The sequence below is a fragment of the Ruegeria sp. CH8 genome, from assembly GCF_056536985.1.
Window position 1 is genome coordinate 186,222 of the sequence record NZ_JBQFQR010000003.1, and the last position, 17,974, is coordinate 204,195.

The window sequence follows — 17,974 nt, forward strand, 5'->3', positions numbered from 1 at the left end:
AATACTCCCGCCGGAGGCTCTGACGTCTCCACCTGCGAAAGGTCCGCAAAATGAGCACCCGTCTCGCAAAACAGGGCCGGCTGATTAACCGGTCGAAACAGGTCACCTTTACCTTCAACGGCACCTCGATGCAGGGCTACGAGGGCGACACGCTCGCCTCGGCCCTGTTGGCCAATGATCAGATGATGGTGGGCCGGTCGTTCAAATACCACCGTCCGCGCGGTGTCGTCGCCAGCGGCGCTGAAGAGCCGAACGCTCTGGTCGGTCTGGGGCAGGGCAACCGGTTCGAACCGAACCAGCGCACCACTACGACCGAGCTGTTCAACGGCCTCACCGCGATTTCGCAGAACCACTGGCCGAACCTCGAGTTTGACATCGGCGCGGTGAATACTGCGTTTGCGCGTTTCCTGCCGGCCGGGTTCTACTACAAGACGTTCATCCATCCGAAACCGTTCTGGAAACACGTCTACGAGCCGTTCATCCGCCAGTCTGCCGGTCTGGGCAAAGCGCCCGACAAGGACAGCCGCGACGCCGACACCTATGAACACTTCTACCACTTCACCGACGTACTGGTGATCGGTGGCGGTGTGGCTGGTCTGCAAGCCGCGAAAGCTGCCGCGCAGTCCGGTGCCAAGGTCATGCTGATTGAGCAGACCGCGCATTGGGGCGGTCGCGCTCCGGTTGACGGCGGCACCGTCGATGGTGAGCCTGTGGATAAGTTCGTGGAACAATTGGTTTCCGAACTCGAAACAATGGACAACGTTACCCTGCGCAATCGCTGCATGGGTGCGGGCGTCTATGACCACGGTTACGTTCTGGGGTATGAGCGTCTGACCGACCACACTCCGGGCGTGCAAGGGCCGCGCCATCGTCTGTGGCGCATTCGCGCGAAACAGGTCGTGACCGCCACCGGCGCAATCGAGCGTCCGCTGTCTTTTGCGGGCAACGATGTGCCCGGCGTAATGCTGGCCGCAGCTATGCGTGATTACGTGGTGAACTGGGGCGTGACCCCCGGCGAGCGTGTGATCGTCGCCACAAACAACGACGACGCCTACCGCACTGCGATCATCTTGAAACAGGCGGGTGTGGACGTTCTGCGTATCGTCGATGCGCGTACTGCAGCTGGTCCTCTGGCCGAAGAGGCGCGCCAGCTTGGTATTCAGGTCGACCCTGGCAAAGCGATTGCCAAAGTTAAGGGCGGCAAGCGCGTCAAGAAAGTTGCGCTGTGCAATCAAGAAGGCATCGGTGGCGCTCGCGAAGAAGTTGAGTGCGACGCGGTTGCCATGTCAGGCGGCTGGTCTCCGGTCGTGCACATGTGGTCGCATTGCGGCGGCAAGCTGATCTGGGATGAGGCAAACGCCCATTTCCGCCCCGATCCCGAACGTCCGCCGTTGGGCGCAAATGGCGAAGGCTTTGTGGTTGCCGCTGGTTCGGCCAATGGTCCGTTGGCTCTGGGCGATGTACTGTCAGACGCACAGACCGCTGGCGAAGCTGCCGCCAATGGCGCGGGCTTCAAACCCAAGACGGCTGATGCTCCGAATGGGGAAACCACGGCTGAGGCGGCGATGGAGCCGGTCTGGCTGATGCCCTCGAATGCCGAAATCGGGCTGCGCATGAAGTCTTGGTTGGATTTCCAAAACGACGTCAAAGTGTCCGACGTTCAATTGGCTGCGCGGGAAGGCTATGAAAGCGTCGAGCACACCAAGCGTTACACCACGCTGGGTATGGCGACCGATCAGGGTAAGTTAAGTAATATCAACGGTTTGGCAATACTTGCTGATGCATTGGATGCGGAGATTCCCAAGGTTGGTACGACTACTTTCCGTCCGCCTTACACGCCCATCTCGCTGGCATCGATCGGTGGCGAAGCCCGTGGTGAGGTGTTCCAGCCGATCCGCCGCACGCCGATGCATGACTGGCATGACGAAAACGGCGCCGATTGGGAGCCGGTCGGCCACTGGCGCCGGACCTATGCTTATGTCCGTCCCGGTGAATCCGTGCATGACGCTGTGAACCGCGAGGTGAAAAATACCCGCGAAAACCTCGGCCTGCTGGATGCCTCGACGCTGGGCAAGCTGATCGTCAAAGGCCCGGATGCAGGCAAGTTCCTGGACATGCTGTACACCAACATGATGTCCACGCTGAAGGTCGGTAAATGCCGCTATGGCCTGATGTGCTCGGAAAACGGCTTCCTGATCGATGACGGTGTTGTTGCACGTATCGACGAGGACACCTGGCTGTGCCACACAACCACAGGCGGAGCCGAACGCATCCATGCTCATATGGAAGAGTGGCTGCAGACCGAGTGGTGGGACTGGAAAGTCTACGTTGCCAACGTGACCGAGCAATACGCGCAGGTCGCCGTGGTTGGCCCCAACGCCCGCAAGGTGCTGGAGAAGCTGAACACGCAGGCCGGTGGCGGCATGGATCTGTCGAAAGATGCGCTGCCCTTTATGGAATGGCGCGACGGCAAGATCGGTGAGTTCGATGCGCGGGCCTACCGCATCTCGTTCTCGGGTGAGCTGTCCTATGAAATCGCGGTTCCCGCGTCTCAGGGTCAGGCCTTCTGGAACGCTCTGATGGAAGCAGGCAAAGAATTCGGCGTGATGCCATACGGCACCGAATGTCTGCACATCCTTCGGGCCGAAAAGGGCTTTATCATGATCGGGGACGAGACCGACGGCACCGTGATCCCGCAGGATCTGGGGCTGCATTGGGCGCTCTCGAAAAAGAAAGAGGACTACCTCGGCAATCGCGCCCATACGCGTACCCATATGGCCGATCCGGAACGCTGGAAACTGGTGGGTCTCGAGACTGTGGATGGTTCCGTCATTCCCGACGGCGCTTACGCAGTAGGCGAGGGCGTCAACGCCAACGGTCAGCGCAACATGATCGGGCGGGTGACCTCGACCTACTATTCGGCCAACCTGGGCAAAGGCATCGCCATGGGCCTGATCAAGCACGGTCCCGATCGCATGGGCGAGATCGTCGACTTCCCAGGCACCGACGGTAAAATCTACAAAGCCAAGATCGTGGACCCGATCTTCTTCGATAAAGACGGGGAGAAGCAGAATGTCTGAACCTATCAGCGCACTGAACCACGCCAGCTATGACGGCATCGCAAAGGTCGAGGAATGCGGCCTGCAGGGAATGATCACCCTGCGCGGCGACCTGTCCGACAAGGTGTTGGCCAAGGCCGTTAAGGACGCCACTGGGCAGAAAATGCCCGGTCAGCGCGAAGCACTGGTCAACGGTGATACCGGCGTCTGCTGGATGTCCACTGACGAACTGCTGCTGTTGGTGCCTTACGCCGAGGTCGAGGCCAAGCTGGCCGCGATGAACAACGCGCTCAGCGGTACGCATGCACTGGCCGTCAACGTTTCGGACGCGCGTGCCGTGTTCCGTATCTCGGGCGCAAGCGCGCGTGAGGTGATGGGCAAGCTGGCACCGGTTGACTTGTCGACCGAAGCGTTCCAGCCGGGCCAGATCCGCCGCTCGCGTCTGGCGCAGGTTGCGGGCGCGTTCTGGATGGACGATGCCGAAACCTTCCGCGTCGTCTGCTTCCGTTCAGCTGCGGACTATGCGTTCAAACTGTTGAAGGTTGCGGCGCAGCCCGGCAGTGAGGTCGGGGTCTACTAGTTGCGTTGAACAACAGGTTAATGGAGGCCCCGGTTTGAAAATCGGGGCTTCTTACGTCATTGAGGCACACAGGTTCCTACACCGTATGGTTCGTTAGCGAAGTCAGTGTGTACGAAAGTCATCCGAACTTTGACCGTGTTTTGGGAAGTGTTTAGGTTTGCCTGATACCGAACCCGCTGGCTTCCGCCCACAAAGGCCTTTTCGGTGATGTCCTAGGACATCCGAAACTGATTGCCCCGCTTCTTTTTGAAACGAACAGGCATCCAATCTTGGTATTGCGTGTCAGACATCGCGGTTCCTGCCGCTTCGTCTATCCGAAATGAATACTCAGGCGCAATCCAGCCGCCATCGTCTTGCTTGGTCATATTGCAGACATAGGTGACTGATTCCGCTGCGGCAGAATGTGCGCTAAGCAGGGTTAATACAGCGATAGTAAGGTATTTCATCTGTTCCATTTTTTTCTTGTGTGATGTTCGTACAAAAACAACCTGAACGTGAGTATTCAAGGCGAAAAACACGATTTGCGACACAAGCGACAGCAGTTGTTTAATTGTGCAGCAATACCGTTTGGTACTGCCCAAGAGCATCTGGTTCCAGTAGCTGCGCGACATCTAGAGAACGGGATTTTTCGTCCTTGATGTTAGGGTAGAAGTCCAGCAACCCCAGCAACACGGCTGTTCGTTTTAGCCTGTCCTGCTCGGGCAATAGGGGCGAGTGCAGCGACAGGTACAAGCTGGGGCGCTTTCGTTTCAACCAATCTATGAGGGTCGGCAAAACAAAATACTCTGCCCCTTCGATATCCATTTTCACCAGCGAAACACTGGACAAGTCGTTGACTGCTTCAAACTGATCCCAAGCGATGGTTAACGCGTCGCTGCCGTGCGTGCCGTCATGCAGCAGGGAACTGGTGGAGTCTCCTGGCTCTCCGCGAACCGAAGCCATGCGGGCCACGCCGAACTGGTCCGACAACGCAACGCCAAAGGCTGAGACATTGTGGATATCGTTCAGGTCCAGATTCCAAGCCAGATACCGGAAGGCGGTGGGGTCGGGTTCGAAACACCACACGCGACGGGCGCGGCGGGCTCCATATAGCACTGTAGGACCGATCCAGGCGCCGATATCCAGATAGTCGCTGTCCAGAGTGAGGTATTTGTCGAGCACGGCGAAGGTTTCGGGTTCCCACGCACCGGCGGAGGCTTTGCGCCAGAATTTCGAATGATAGGGATCAAGTCGAAACGGCTCTCCGTTCAGGTTTCCCGCATAGTATCCGCGGGCGCGGTAGAACATCTTGCGCGCCTGAGTCAGCATCGCGGGCCTCCGGGTTTTGTTATCTCTGCCCTTGACCTGAGGCGCTTGCCAAAGCATTTAACCCTTGGGAACCGCAACTTATATTTAACAGGGGGCCGAGATGGCTTTTGAACTTCCTGATCTTCCTTATGCACATGATGCGCTGGCAGCCAAGGGTATGTCCGCGGAAACATTGGAATATCACCACGACCTGCACCACAAGGCATATGTCGACAACGGCAACAAGCTGATCGCCGGAACCGAGTGGGACGGCAAGTCGCTGGAAGAGATCATCGTTGGCACCTATGACGCAAGCGCTGTGGCGCAGAACGGCATCTTCAACAACATCAGCCAGCTGTGGAATCACAACCAGTTCTGGGAAATGATGGGCCCCGGCGATAACGCCATGCCCGGTGAGCTGGAAAAGGCTCTGACCGAAAGCTTCGGCTCGGTTGACGAATTCAAATCGCAGTTCAGCGCTGCTGGTGCCGGTCAGTTCGGCTCGGGCTGGGCGTGGCTGGTCAAGAACGCGGACGGTTCGCTGGCCGTGACCAAGACCGAGAACGGTGTGAACCCGCTGTGCTTCGGCCAGACCGCGCTGCTGGGTTGTGACGTGTGGGAACACTCGTACTACATCGATTTCCGCAACAAGCGCCCGGCTTACCTGTCGAACTTCCTCGACAATCTGGTGAACTGGGAAAACGTTGCATCGCGGATGTAACACTTGACTCGACGAGGGTTTATCAAGGGCCTGCTGGCGACCACGCTGGCAGGCCTTTTTGTTGCCGCGTGGGGATTTTTTATCGAACCGGCCCTGCGATTGCGCGTGCGGAAGTGGCGGATCAGGCGCGCTGATTGGACAGCAAAGCCGCTACGGATCGCGGTTTTGGCCGACATGCATGTCGGTGAGCCTCATGTCGGGCTGGGGCGCATTCGGCGGGTGGTGCAGCGCACAAATGCTCTGTCTCCAGACTTGATCTTGTTGTTGGGGGACTTTGCCGCTGGGCACAAGATGGTTTCGCAGCCCGTTGAAATCACCAAACTTGCGCCAGTGTTGGCGAACTTGCAAGCCGAATACGGCGTCTATGCGGTATTGGGTAACCACGACTGGTGGGACGATTTGTCAGCGCAGAAGCGGGGAGGGGGTCCGAACCTCTATGCTGATGCTTTGCGACAGAACGGCATCCCTGTGCTTTCGAACGAGGCTATAAAATTGGACGGCCCCGGCATTTGGTTGGCCGGTCTGGAGGATCAATTGGCCATTGTCCAAGGGGGTGGGCGGTTCGGCGGGTTGGACGATTTACCGGGAACGCTGTCTCAGATCACTGATGACGCGCCGGTAGTGATGATGGCACATGAGCCCGACATTTTTCCCAAGGTCCCAGAGCGCGTAGCGCTGACCCTGTCCGGACATACGCATGGCGGTCAAGTGCGGCTGTTCGGCTGGTCTCCGATTGTGCCGTCACGGTTTGGCAATCGCTACGCTTATGGGCATGTGCGCGAAGGTGGGCGTGATCTGGTTGTCTCAGGTGGGATCGGGTGTTCGATCCTGCCGGTGCGCTTTGGCGTAACACCAGAAATCACGGTTATCGAGCTGTCTGCCTGACAGGAGAAAAGCCGCCGATGAAGAAAGTTTCATACTGAGACGGGATTGCACCCCGCCCCGAAATGCTTACCTAAGGTGAGGCGGAGGGAGAGAACCGCTAACCATTTGAAACAAATCAGGCAACGCACCGGAATACTCTGGCCGCGTCAGGGTGGAGTATTGCCTGATAGTAGAGGGATGGCCGTTCCGGCCATTACAGGAGAGAGCAATATGGTCGCACTTGAGCAGGGAACTTGGGTTGTCATTGCCGATGGGGAAAAGGCGTTGTTTGTCGAGAACATCACCGATGCCGAAGACCCCAATCTGGTCGTTGTCTCGGTTGAGGAACAGGACGCGTTCGCTGGCCCGTCTGACCGGGCAGGGCGGCGTTTCGATGGCGGACCGAACCAGAAATCGGCGGTTGAGGAGCCGAACTGGAAAACCCATGCGAAGTCCCTGTTTGTGCGAGACGTTGCCAACCTGCTGAACCGCAAGGGATTGAAGGGCGCGTTCAACCGTCTGGTTCTGGTCGCCAGCCCGCACGTGCTGGGTTTGCTGCGCCGACGCCTGCACAGCGAAGTTCTGGCCAAGGTGGTGGCCGAGGTCGACAAGACCCTGACCAACCATCCTATTCACAAGGTTGAAAAGCTGTTGACCAGTCGTCTGAACCCTGCGGCGCAGGCGGTGTAGCTTTGGACGGGCGGTCTTGGGCCGCCCTTCCGCTTGTCAGGTCAGGAAACCGCGCAGGGTGGACATTGCCTCTGCCGGGTCATTGACCCAAGTGATGAAATCCGCCAGCGACCCGTCAGCAAATTCCTGTCCGATGACTTGTTGCAACAGATCGTGAAGCGCATCCCAGTAACCATCTACATTCATCACCAGAATGGGCTTTTCGTGCAGGCCCAACTGACGCCATGTCAGGGCCTCGAACAGCTCGTCCAACGACCCGGGACCGCCGGGTAGAACCACGACAGCATCCGCATTCATGATCATGACCTTTTTCCGCTCGTGCATCGTTTCAGTGATCACGAAACGGGTTAGATCGGTCTTGCCAACCTCACGCCGCAGCAGGTGAACCGGAATCACGCCGAACGTGTCGCCTCCGGCCGCTTGTGCCGCGCGGGCGACCTCACCCATCAGGCCAACGTCTCCGGCCCCGTAAACCAGCCGCCAGCCTTCCTGCGCCAGCAGGGTGCCGAAGGTTTTGGCGGCTTCGGAATAGGCGGAATTTGCGCCGTTACGTGACCCGCAATACACACAAACAGATTTCTGAGTCATCAAGAACGCTCTCCGGGGTTGTGCCAGGGGTTTTGACCCCTGATAGCGGTATTGGTAGATTGGCTCAACCGTCAGTCAGAAGGTGTTTTAGTCAAGGCACTTGCACTGCGGAGTGAAAGGAAAAAAATGAACGCCGAGTCGGGAATCGGAAGCTCTGGTGGTGTCGTTTGGGGGGCGATCGCCGGTATCGTGGTTGTGATCGGAGCGGGCGGGCTCTTGCTGTCCGGTATGCGTGACGACGCGCCCGAAGAGTTGGCGCCGCAAGAAGAGGTTGCAGTTCTAACCACGGAAGAAAGCACTCTGGGTGAACCTGTTGAACAGGAACCCGAGGCTGAGACATCCGTAGCTAAGGAAGAAATCACGGAAGAGGCCGCTTCACAGGTCTCACCCTCTCTGGACCAGATTTTTGTCGAGCCGGACGGCAATGCGGTATTGTCCGGTACGGCCGAACCCGGCACCGAGTTAAACGTGTTGCTGGACGGTGAGCCAGTCCATAGCTTTACGGTCGATCCCAGCGGGCAGTTTGCCGAGTTTGTGTTGATCCCGTTTTCCGACACCGCGCAGGGCCTGACGCTGGAAACACAGAGCGATCAGCCGGTGCGTTCGGACGACTATGTCATTGCGCCACTACCCGAACCGGAGCCCGTGGAAGAAGATGTGCCGCCCACTCAAACGGCTGAGGCAGTCCCAGAAGAAACGGAAGTCGCCGAGGCCGATCCCGAGAAGGGCAAAACGCCTGAGGCTACCGATGCATCTACGCCCGAGGCAGAGCCTGAGGAGGAGCAGACAGCACAAGTAGCTCCTGAGGATGAGGGGGAGGAGACGCAGTCCCAAGGGGTTGCCGTCCTTCGATCAGGCGAAGACGGGGTTGAACTGGTCCAGGCACCAACAGTGCAACAGCAGGAGCCGGAACAGGTGGCGCTGGACACGATCGGCTATTCCGATACGGGTGAGGTCGAATTGACTGGTAGGGTGCCAGACGGGTCGGTGGTTCGTTTGTATCTGGACAACCGGCTGGTGGATGACTTGACCCCAGGGGATGACGGCAAATGGCGAAGCGAGCTGGATGGGGTTGAACCCGGCGTCTACACCCTGCGTGTGGATGAGGTTGGGGCAGACGGGACCGTCGCCAGCCGACTTGAAACGCCCTTTAAACGCGAACCGATTGAGGTTTTGCGCGCCGTCGAAGCTTCGGAGGAACCAGAACCAGATGCTGGCACGCCGCCGATCCGCTCGGTGACCGTGCAGGAGGGCGACACGCTTTGGGCTATTTCGCGCGAAAGGTTCGGTGATGGTGTTCTCTATGTACGGCTGTTCGAAGCCAACAAGGATTCGATCCGCGATCCAGACCTGATTTATCCGGGTCAGATTTTTACGATCCCCGAATAAACCTTTTGCCTCTGGCCCTTTCCGGGGCAGGGGCTATCTCTGACCGCAGATCAGGTACGTGATGAGACGAACAGCCCCGATGCATTCCGACGACATGCCCAAAACCGACGAACGCCAGTCTGGCTGGCGCACGATCCGAAAGGTTGCGCCGTATCTCTGGCCCGAGGATGAGCCCTGGGTCAAACGCCGCGTGGTTCTGGCACTTGGGATGTTGGTGCTGGCCAAACTGATCGCTGTCTATACGCCGATCCTGTACAAGGGCGCGGTTGACGCTCTGGCTAATGAGGGTGTGCCACCGCTGGCACTGGGGGCCGTGGGGCTGACCGTTGCCTATGGCGTGGCGCGGATGATGACCGTGGGGTTTCAGCAGTTGCGGGATGCGGCCTTTGCACCGGTCGGGCAGCGCGCCTTGCGGGCGTTGGCGCTTGAGACGTTTCAGCACATCCACCAACTCTCGATGCGCTACCACGTAACCCGCCGCACCGGGGGCCTCAGCCGGATCATCGAGCGCGGCGTGAAAGGGGTTGAGTTTCTGCTGCGGTTTCTGCTGTTCTCGATCGGCCCGCTGATCCTGGAACTGCTGCTGGTCGCGATCATCCTGATGTGGTTGTTCGATGTCTGGTATCTGGTCGTCGTGGCGGTGACCATCGGGTTCTATATTTGGTTCACCTTCGCCGTCACCGAATGGCGCGTGAAGCTGCGGCGCGAGATGAACGATCAGGACACCGAGGCCAATCAGCGTGCCATCGACAGTCTGCTGAATTTTGAAACCGTCAAATATTTCAATGCCGAACAGCGTGAAGCTGAACGCTATGACGTGTCGATGAAGGCCTATGCCGGGGCGGCGTTGAAAACGGCATACTCGCTGGCCTTTCTGAATTTCGGTCAGTCTTTTCTGATCACTTGCGGGCTGATCGGTGTGATGGTTCTGGCCGCCCTTGGGGTTCAGAACGGTTCGCTGACGGTGGGCGATTTCGTCATGGTCAACGCTTACATGATCCAGATCACCGTGCCGCTGAACTTTCTGGGTACGGTGTACCGGGAAATCCGCCAGTCACTGGTCGATATGGGGCAGATGTTCGATCTGCTGGAGCAACCCGCCGAGGTCACCGACAAACCCGATGCGCCGGACCTTGTCGTCAATGGCGGAGAGGTCACGCTGGAGAATGTCCATTTCGGCTATGACGCGGATCGGGAAATCCTGAAAGGCGTGTCGCTGACCGTGCCGGCGGGTCAGACCGTGGCGATTGTCGGGGCGACGGGTTCGGGCAAATCCACCATCGGGCGGCTGTTGTTCCGGTTCTATGACGTGACCGGTGGCGCGCTGAAAATCGACGGGCAGGACGTGCGCGACGTGTCGCAGACCAGCCTGCATTCAGCCATCGGAGTGGTGCCGCAGGACACGGTGCTGTTCAACGACACCATCCGCTATAACATCGCCTATGGCCGCGACGGCGCCTCGCAGGAGGATGTCGAGGCCGCCGCCAAAGCCGCCCAGATTCACGACTTCATCGTTACGTTGCCCGAAGGCTATGACACCAAGGTAGGTGAGCGGGGGCTGAAACTGTCCGGCGGTGAAAAGCAGCGGGTCGGAATCGCCCGCACGCTGCTCAAGAACCCGCCGATCCTGTTGCTGGACGAGGCGACCTCGGCGCTGGATACCGATACCGAGCAGGACATCAAGGACGCGCTGGCCCGGGCCGGGGAAGGGCGCACCGTGCTGACCATCGCGCACCGGCTCAGCACCATTGCCGAGGCCGACCGCATCGTCGTGCTGGAACAGGGAGAAATCCTTGAGCAGGGCACCCATGACGAGCTTCTGCAACGCGAAGGCCGCTATGCGCAGTTGTGGAGCCGCCAACAATCGGACGCGCAGGCCGCCTGACATACGTTGCGCGGGAATGTGCTATGATAGCAGGGTATAGGAGGAGGTGGCGTGATGCGAAAACTCGTTCGACTTGCAACTATTGCAGCCGCGCTCGCCGTGTTGACGCCAGCCTTTGCGGCCGCTGACCCCATCATCGGCGTCTGGAAAACCGAACCAGACCGGAAAAATCTGATCTCTCATATCAAGATTTCGGCCTGCGGAGACAAGTTCTGCGGCGAGATTCAGTCGGCCTATGATGCGTCAGGAAAAGAGGTGCAGACCCCGAATATCGGCAAAAAGCTGTTCTGGGATGTGGCCAGTGAAGGGGGTGGCAAATACGGCGGCGGGGATTTTTGGATACCCATGGTCAATGTGGACGTCGCGCCACAGATGACGCTGAGCGGCGATAGCCTGTCCGTACGTGGCTGTGACCACGCGATATGCGGGCACCAGACCTGGGCCCGTTTGTCCAAGTAAAAGTAAGGAAGCGGTTGCCGGATTGTGAATTCCGTCAGTGACCAGCCTGATCGTGGACGATTTTCGTTTGCCCAACGGCATCTTCCGGCTATCACAAGTGGCACCAACCGTTTCGTGTTGGAAAACACATCAGGGAAACACCAAATGAAGAAATTTTTTGCTGCGCCGCTCGTTCTGGCGTCGCTTTTCGCGTCGACCGCATCTGCCGAGGATCTTGTATTTCTGCTGGCCAATGAAAGCAGCGTAGATCTGGTCGAATTTAATGTCTCCCCAAGCGCGTCGGACAATTGGGAATCGAACTTGCTCGGCGGTGATTATATTGCACCGGGATATGAGGCGGATGTTTTGATTGCTGACGGTTTGGACACCTGTGTTTATGATATTCGTGGCGGATTTTCTGATGGATCCTCTGCCGAAGAATTTGGCTTGGATCTATGCGATCTGGGCGAGTACGTTTTCACCGACTAAGTCGGCTTTAAGCTGAAAATGGCGAGCCTTCGGGCTCGCCATTCTTTATTCAGCGGCTTTCAGCGGTGCCCCCGGCGGATGTTTCGGCTCTTTCGTATCCGTGGATGCAGCTTCCGTTTCGTCGTCCCAGACAACCTCGGTCGCCTGCGCCTGACGTGCCGCCTTTCCGATTGCCATGTCCTGCGCAATCTGGCTGGAACGGCCTGCAGTGGCGCGCGCCAGAACCTTGCCCAGCCACACTGCGTAGGTTGAGACCCACACACGCAGAGCCAGGAGCGAAGGTGTCACGATCAGTGTCAGGACCGTCGCAATACCCAGCCCGAACACAACAGCCGTGGCCAGTTGCTTCCACCACAGAGCTGTCGGGCTGTTGATCGAGTAGCCGCCATTGATGAAGTCCAGCGAAAGCCCAAACATCATCGGTGTCAGACCGGCCATTGTCGTCAGGGTGGTCAGCAGAACCGGGCGAATACGCGCTTCGGCGGTGCGAACGATCGCTTCGATCCGGGGCATGTAGCGGCTGTATTCCTGGTAGGTGTCGATCAGAACGATGTTGTTGTTCACCACAATTCCCGCCAGCGCCACGATGCCCGTCCCGGTCATGATGATCGAGAAGGGCTGCTGCATGACGATCATTCCGATCAAAACCCCGGTGGTCGACAGCACGACCGCCAGGAGAACCAGCACCGAGTTATACAGCGAGTTGAACTGCGCCAGCAGGATCACAAACATCAGCCCCAGTGCGCCCATGAACGCGTTCATCAGGAAGGCCCCAGATTCCTCCTGATCTTCCTGATCACCGGTCCATTCCCAGCTGATTGCGTTCGAAAACGGCCCGGTATCCAACCATTCGGTTAGCACTGCAATTCGCTCATTTGGATTGACCAACGCAAACCGCGCGTCGCCGCTGTCGATAGCAGTGCGCAGGTCATCGATGCTGTCAGACCCGGTCAGTTGGAACAATTCGTAAGCCCTGCCGTCCGGGCTGGTGACAGTTGCCCCGCTGGGTTCGGCGTCTTCTTCTAGAGCGCGCACAACGGCTAGACGTTGTTCAGTTCCGTCTGTACCATCGACAACGACCTTGGACAGGCTCGGTTCGACATCCGCCTTCACGTCGTAATACCGCTGTTGGTCGATACGGTTGATCTCGGCCAGTTTGGCCACCGGCTGGCGAGTGACGAAGTTGGACAAAGGTACGAGGCCGTCGGGGGTACGCACTTTCAACGAGTCCAGCGTTGACAGCACCCTGTCTTCCTCGGGCAGACGGACGCGGATTTCGACCTCTTCATCGGTGTTGTCCGGTCGCATCTCACCCAAAAGAATACCGCGCGTGACCAATTGGACCATAGCACCCACGGTCGCAACGTCAGCCCCAAAGCGGCCTGCTTTGGCGACATCCACGTCGATCTGCCAGTCGATGCCGGGCAGGGGCATGGTGTCTTCGATCTTGATCAGACCCGGCGTCTCGTCGAACACAGCCCGCGCGGATTCGGCGGCGAGGGTCAATTCTTCCCAGCCGTCACCCTTGATACGCAAATGTACAGGCTTGGCCGAAGCCGGCCCCTGTTCCAATGGCAAGATTTCCACGATGAAACCGGGGAGCTTGGCAAGTTCTGCGTTCAATTCATCCAGAACGAAGTCACCATCATACTCGGGATCGATGATCTGCCGTTCAAACAGGCCAAAGAAAATGGGCTCAGAAACGTTCGGTCGATCTTCCCAAGGGGTAATTTCGAATTGCACCCGACCCACAGTGTCGGCTGGCGCCTCGGCGCCTCCGTTGTTTTGGTTCAGCCCTCCTTCACCAGCAAAGGCAAACACGTTGGTAACAGCTGGATGCGCGCTGATCACCTCTTCGGCGGCCAGAACCATCGCGTCTTTTTCCTGTAGCGACAGGTTGCCCCGTGCCCGGACATAGGCCGTGGCCTGCTCCGGTTCGGTTTCGACGAAGAATTCGACGCCACGGTTGTTGTTCATGAAATATGTCATGACACTCATGACACACAGGGCAACGACAGCGATCGAAACGACAGGCATAATCGGATTGCCAACCAGGAACTTGACCACGTAGCCGAATGGAGTGTGCTCGCGCGCGGTATGGACACGTTCTTCGCGGTGGCGTTCGATCTTGGCTGCGCTCAGGGTCACCGATCCGGCAAAGCCGCCGAAAACGAACAGCGCAGCCCCCAGGGCGACCGACCAAAAGCCCCCACCCGAAGTCAGATATGTCGGGTTGATCAGCTGCATCGCGCCCAGAAAGATCATGTACAGTGACGGCGGTACCAGCACGGCACGCACCCACCACGGGGCCACGCTCCGCAACCAGTTTGAGGTGTGATCGAAGGTTCGGCTGAGGCGACCCGAAACGCCACCCACGACGGGCAGGTAGACCAGGGCCACGATCAGTGACGAAGACAGTACGAAGATAAGCGTGATCGGCAGCATCTTCATGAACTCGCCCGGCACACCGGGCCAGAACAGCATCGGGAGGAAGGCGCACAACGTTGTCGCGGTGGACGAGACGATGGGCCAGAACATCCGCTGCGCTGCCTCGACATAGGCGTGCATCGGACCGATGCCCTCTTTGATGCGCTTGTCGGCGTATTCCACCACGACGATTGCACCATCAACCAGCATCCCCACTGCCAGAATCAACCCGAACATCACCATGTTCGAGATGCTGACCCCCATGATCGCCAGAAACGCAAAGCTTAGAAGGAATGAGGTCGGGATGGCAAAGCCCACCAGCAGCGCCGCACGCGTCCCCAGCGCCGCCAGAACCACGATCATCACCAGCGCAATGGCGGTCAGGACCGACCCCTCAAGCTGGCGCACCATCGAATCGACAATGCGGCTCTGGTCGTTTGAAGTACCGACATCGACGGCCGCCCGCAGCTCGGCAGGCCATTTTTCCTGAGCGGCGGCGAGGGTTTCCTTCACCTGCGCCACCGTGTCGATCAGGTTGAAGCCTTTGCGTTTGACCACCTGCAAGGCCACTGTGGATTCGTTGTCGAACCGGGCGGTTCCTTCGCGATCTTCGAAAGTATAGTTGATCTGCGCCAGCTCACCCATGGTCACGACGCGGTCGCCGTTAACCTTAACCGGCAGGCTGTAGACATCCTCGGCGGTTTTGAATGAAGACGGGATTTTGACCGAGAATGCACCCTGTGCGGTTTCAATCTCACCGGCTGCGATCAACTGGTTATTGTTTTGTACAACGTTGATCAATTCATCGGCCGATACATTGTAGGCCTCAAGCCGCAGAGGATCGATGATGACCTCAAGCAATTCGTCGCGGTTACCGGCGATCCCAGCCTCAAGTACTGAATCCAGCGCTTCCAGATCGTCCTGCAAATCCTTGGCGATGCGGGCCATTGTTCGTTCGGGCACGGCACCGGTCAGGTTGACAATGACAATAGGGAATTCAGAAAAATTGATTTCGTACAGAGAATACTGCTCGGCCCCTTCAGGGAAATCGGCCTGAGCGGTGTTCATTGCGTCGCGCACATCCGCCATGATCGCGGTCTTGTCCCAGCCGAACTCAAACTCTAGCGCGATGCCAGCATAGCCTTCGGCGGCAGTGGCGGTCATTTCCTTTAGGCCGTCCAGATCCGCCAGTTCGGTTTCCATCGGCTTGATCAGCAGATTCTCGGAGTCTTCGGCGGAAATGCCCGGGAATTGAACCGAAACGAAGAGAGCCGGGATTTCAATATCTGGCTCACCTTCTTTTGGCAGGCCGACATAAGCAAACCCACCGGCAATTAGCGAGATCGCGATGAAGGCCAACACCATTCGGGCCCTGTCGGCGGCCCATCCTACCAATCCCGTCATTGCGCAGCTTCCCGATATGTGGGCTTGACCATGACGCCCTGAGTCACATATTCCTGCCCCACAACGATGACATCCGCAGTTTCCGGTAGCCCGTCGATCCAGACGCCTTCGGCTGTGTCGCGCAACAATCGGATCGGCATGAAACCGACGATGTTACCAGCGCCAACAGTGCGGACGCCAACCTGACCTTCGTTGTTTAGCGTCAGGGCTGATTGCGGCAACAGGTGTGCCTTTGCGCCCTCTGCTGCGATGCGAATATCGGCGGTTTGACCGTCGCGAATGGTCAGATCTTGGTTCGGAACAGTGATCTCGACTTCAAAGGTACGTGTCGTCTCATCAGCTGATCGGCTCAGGAACGTGACGCGGCCGGCGACCTCAAGGCCTGTAACAAGCCGCGCTGAAGCTTCTGAGCCAACAATGACTTTGTTCACATCGACCTCTGGAACGAAACCGACCAGCTTGATCGGATCCAGTTGAATGACAGTGGCACATAGCGAGCCGGGCTGCATCAGGCTGCCTAGTTCCGCGGTATCGCTTTCCAGAAGCCCTTTGAACGGCGCTTCAATTGTCTGGCGATCAATCTCGCGCTGGGCGGCCTTCACTTCGGCAATGGAAGCCTCAATCCCCGCGCGGGTGGCTTCCAGACCCGCTTCGGCGGTTTTCACACCGGCTTCAGCCGAGCGCATTGCGGCCTCGCTGGAAATCCGGCGCGTTTCCGATCCGAACCCGGTTTCCGACAGTTTCTGCGCGGCCGTCAGGTTGATCTGCGCCTCGGCAACCAATGCATGAGCTTCTTCCAGGCGGGCTTCGGCCTCGGGGATACGGCTTTCTGCTTCAAGTCGCGCAGCTTCGGCCTCGGCCAGGCTGGCGGGGCGGGTGCCGGGGTCCAGTTCGCACAGCAGGTCGCCTGCTTCGACAAATGTGCCCTTGCGCTTGGGTTCCGAAACCACGGTCGAGGTGGTCTCGGCCAAAACCTCGACCTGACGATTGGCCTTGGTTTGCCCGCGCAACAACACGGCACTGTCGATTTCCCTTGCGGTTGACCTAAGGGCAACCACGCCGATGGCTTTCTGATCTGACGTCGAGCCATCTGTGGTTTCCGTATTTGCCGCCGAGTCCTCTTCAGAGTCGCCGCGCCCGGCGAAAGCAAATAGCGCGTCCCGTTCAAAGACCAGAAAGAACAGTGCAGCAATCACCAAAAGCGCATTCGCGAATGAAATCAAACGCATAAAGAGACTCTCCTAGAATTCCTCGCCGATTGTCCTTCGGCGTGTATGTCTGAAAATGGGGTCAGACACATATCATTTCTACACTAAACTGGATAGTTCGGATCACTTTTTTACGCAAGGACAGCGTGTCGCGGTGAAAATGCGCGAAATCCGGCCCTTGGCTTGGCAAAGACGGCGGGGTATGACATGGCGCCATACAACAGGTTACAGCCCGGGGAGCAGGGATGAGCGACACCGACAGTTTCATTGATGAGGTGACCGAAGAGGTCCGCCGCGACCGTCTGTTCCTGCTGCTGCGCCGTTGGGGGTGGGTAGGCGTTCTGGCCGTGATCCTGATCGTAGGCGGTGCCGCCTTCAATGAGATCCGCAAGGCTCGTACCACCAGCGCTGCGGAAAAACTGGGCGATGAGATTCTGAGCGCGCTGACACAAAATGACTCGGCTGAACGCGCGGCCAGCTTGGCAAGCATCGACGCGGCCACGCCCGGTGGCGATGCCGTTCTGAACATGCTGCTGTCCTCGTCGCAGATTGAGGCCGGATCCCGGGATGACGCCGTGAACAGCCTGAACGCCGTTGCAGTGCAGGGCGAGCTGCCGGAGATTTATCGCGCCATTGCCGCCTTCAAGGCGCTGCTGCTGCAAAGCGACACCCTGCCGGTCGCCGACCGCCGTCAGCAATTCGAAGCACTGGCTGCACCGGGCGCACCCCTGCGGTTGTTGGCCGAAGAACAGCTGGCTCTGATCGACATTTCCGAGGGCAACACCGACGCAGCGATCGAGCGGCTTCAAGCGATGCGTCAGGACGCAGAGATTGGTGTGGATCTTCAGCAGCGCGCTGCACAATTGATTGTCGCGCTTGGCGGCGAACCAGAACCGCTGGTGGCCCGGCAGGGCTGACCCGGCGGCGGATAAAATGACAGGCGAG

15 protein-coding genes are annotated in these 17,974 nt (G+C 58.5%); 10 read left to right on the top strand and 5 right to left on the bottom strand.

What is annotated here, in order from left to right:
- Nucleotides 1–50: 50 nt before the first annotated feature.
- Nucleotides 51–3,080 (top strand): sarcosine oxidase subunit alpha family protein, encoded by a 3,030-nt coding sequence (locus ACR0ER_RS04680; protein WP_480767929.1) that lies wholly within the window; start codon nt 51–53, stop codon nt 3,078–3,080.
- Nucleotides 3,073–3,639, top strand: a complete 567-nt coding sequence (locus ACR0ER_RS04685; RefSeq protein WP_480767930.1) for a sarcosine oxidase subunit gamma — start codon at nt 3,073–3,075, stop codon at nt 3,637–3,639. The genes ACR0ER_RS04680 and ACR0ER_RS04685 overlap by 8 nt, the downstream gene beginning before the upstream one ends.
- A 212-nt stretch (nt 3,640–3,851) precedes the next feature.
- Here ACR0ER_RS04685 and ACR0ER_RS04690 read toward each other — a convergent pair whose 3' ends face one another.
- Entirely contained in the window at nt 3,852–4,094 is a 243-nt protein-coding gene (locus ACR0ER_RS04690) for a hypothetical protein (protein ID WP_480767931.1), read from the bottom strand.
- Nucleotides 4,095–4,185: 91 nt separating this feature from the next.
- The gene (locus ACR0ER_RS04695) at nt 4,186–4,947 is read right to left on the bottom strand and encodes an FkbM family methyltransferase (RefSeq protein ID WP_480767932.1); all 762 of its coding nucleotides are present in this window, start codon (nt 4,945–4,947) and stop codon (nt 4,186–4,188) included.
- Nucleotides 4,948–5,047: 100 nt separating this feature from the next.
- Here ACR0ER_RS04695 and ACR0ER_RS04700 point away from each other — a divergent pair, with 100 nt between their 5' ends.
- The 3 genes from ACR0ER_RS04700 (at nt 5,048) to ACR0ER_RS04710 (ending at nt 7,201) form a co-directional block, all read left to right on the top strand.
- Nucleotides 5,048–5,647 carry a superoxide dismutase gene (locus ACR0ER_RS04700; protein WP_170329270.1) on the top strand — a complete coding sequence of 200 codons (600 nt, stop codon included), beginning with the start codon at nt 5,048–5,050 and terminating at the stop codon, nt 5,645–5,647.
- A 3-nt stretch (nt 5,648–5,650) separates the two neighbouring features.
- Complete coding sequence (locus tag ACR0ER_RS04705) at nt 5,651–6,532, top strand: metallophosphoesterase (RefSeq protein ID WP_480767933.1); 882 nt, start codon at nt 5,651–5,653, stop codon at nt 6,530–6,532.
- Nucleotides 6,533–6,742: 210 nt separating this feature from the next.
- Nucleotides 6,743–7,201: a host attachment family protein gene (locus tag ACR0ER_RS04710; RefSeq protein ID WP_480767934.1), complete on the top strand. Its 459-nt coding sequence runs from the start codon at nt 6,743–6,745 to the stop codon at nt 7,199–7,201.
- 36 nt (nt 7,202–7,237) lie between these two features.
- Here the strand turns inward: ACR0ER_RS04710 and ACR0ER_RS04715 are convergent, their stop codons facing one another.
- Nucleotides 7,238–7,789 carry an LOG family protein gene (locus tag ACR0ER_RS04715; protein WP_480767935.1) on the bottom strand — a complete coding sequence of 184 codons (552 nt, stop codon included), beginning with the start codon at nt 7,787–7,789 and terminating at the stop codon, nt 7,238–7,240.
- A gap of 126 nt (nt 7,790–7,915) precedes the next feature.
- Here ACR0ER_RS04715 and ACR0ER_RS04720 point away from each other — a divergent pair, with 126 nt between their 5' ends.
- From ACR0ER_RS04720 to ACR0ER_RS04735, 4 genes are all read left to right on the top strand, one after another.
- Complete coding sequence (locus ACR0ER_RS04720; RefSeq protein ID WP_480767936.1) at nt 7,916–9,178, top strand: LysM peptidoglycan-binding domain-containing protein; 1,263 nt, start codon at nt 7,916–7,918, stop codon at nt 9,176–9,178.
- A 79-nt stretch (nt 9,179–9,257) separates the two neighbouring features.
- Complete coding sequence (locus tag ACR0ER_RS04725) at nt 9,258–11,063, top strand: ABCB family ABC transporter ATP-binding protein/permease (protein WP_480768021.1); 1,806 nt, start codon at nt 9,258–9,260, stop codon at nt 11,061–11,063.
- Between the two features lie 54 nt (nt 11,064–11,117).
- Complete coding sequence (locus tag ACR0ER_RS04730) at nt 11,118–11,522, top strand: DUF2147 domain-containing protein (protein ID WP_480767937.1); 405 nt, start codon at nt 11,118–11,120, stop codon at nt 11,520–11,522.
- Nucleotides 11,523–11,666: 144 nt separating this feature from the next.
- Nucleotides 11,667–11,990 (top strand): hypothetical protein, encoded by a 324-nt coding sequence (locus ACR0ER_RS04735; protein WP_480767938.1) that lies wholly within the window; start codon nt 11,667–11,669, stop codon nt 11,988–11,990.
- A 45-nt stretch (nt 11,991–12,035) separates the two neighbouring features.
- Here ACR0ER_RS04735 and ACR0ER_RS04740 read toward each other — a convergent pair whose 3' ends face one another.
- Nucleotides 12,036–15,821, bottom strand: coding sequence for an efflux RND transporter permease subunit (locus ACR0ER_RS04740; protein WP_480767939.1), 3,786 nt, complete (start codon nt 15,819–15,821; stop codon nt 12,036–12,038).
- Complete coding sequence (locus ACR0ER_RS04745) at nt 15,818–17,050, bottom strand: efflux RND transporter periplasmic adaptor subunit (RefSeq protein WP_480767940.1); 1,233 nt, start codon at nt 17,048–17,050, stop codon at nt 15,818–15,820. Before ACR0ER_RS04745 ends, ACR0ER_RS04740 begins: the two co-directional genes overlap by 4 nt.
- Before the next feature lie 224 nt (nt 17,051–17,274).
- Between ACR0ER_RS04745 and ACR0ER_RS04750 the strand changes: the two genes are divergently transcribed.
- The gene (locus ACR0ER_RS04750; protein ID WP_480767941.1) at nt 17,275–17,946 is read left to right on the top strand and encodes a hypothetical protein; all 672 of its coding nucleotides are present in this window, start codon (nt 17,275–17,277) and stop codon (nt 17,944–17,946) included.
- Nucleotides 17,947–17,974 lie beyond the last annotated feature (28 nt).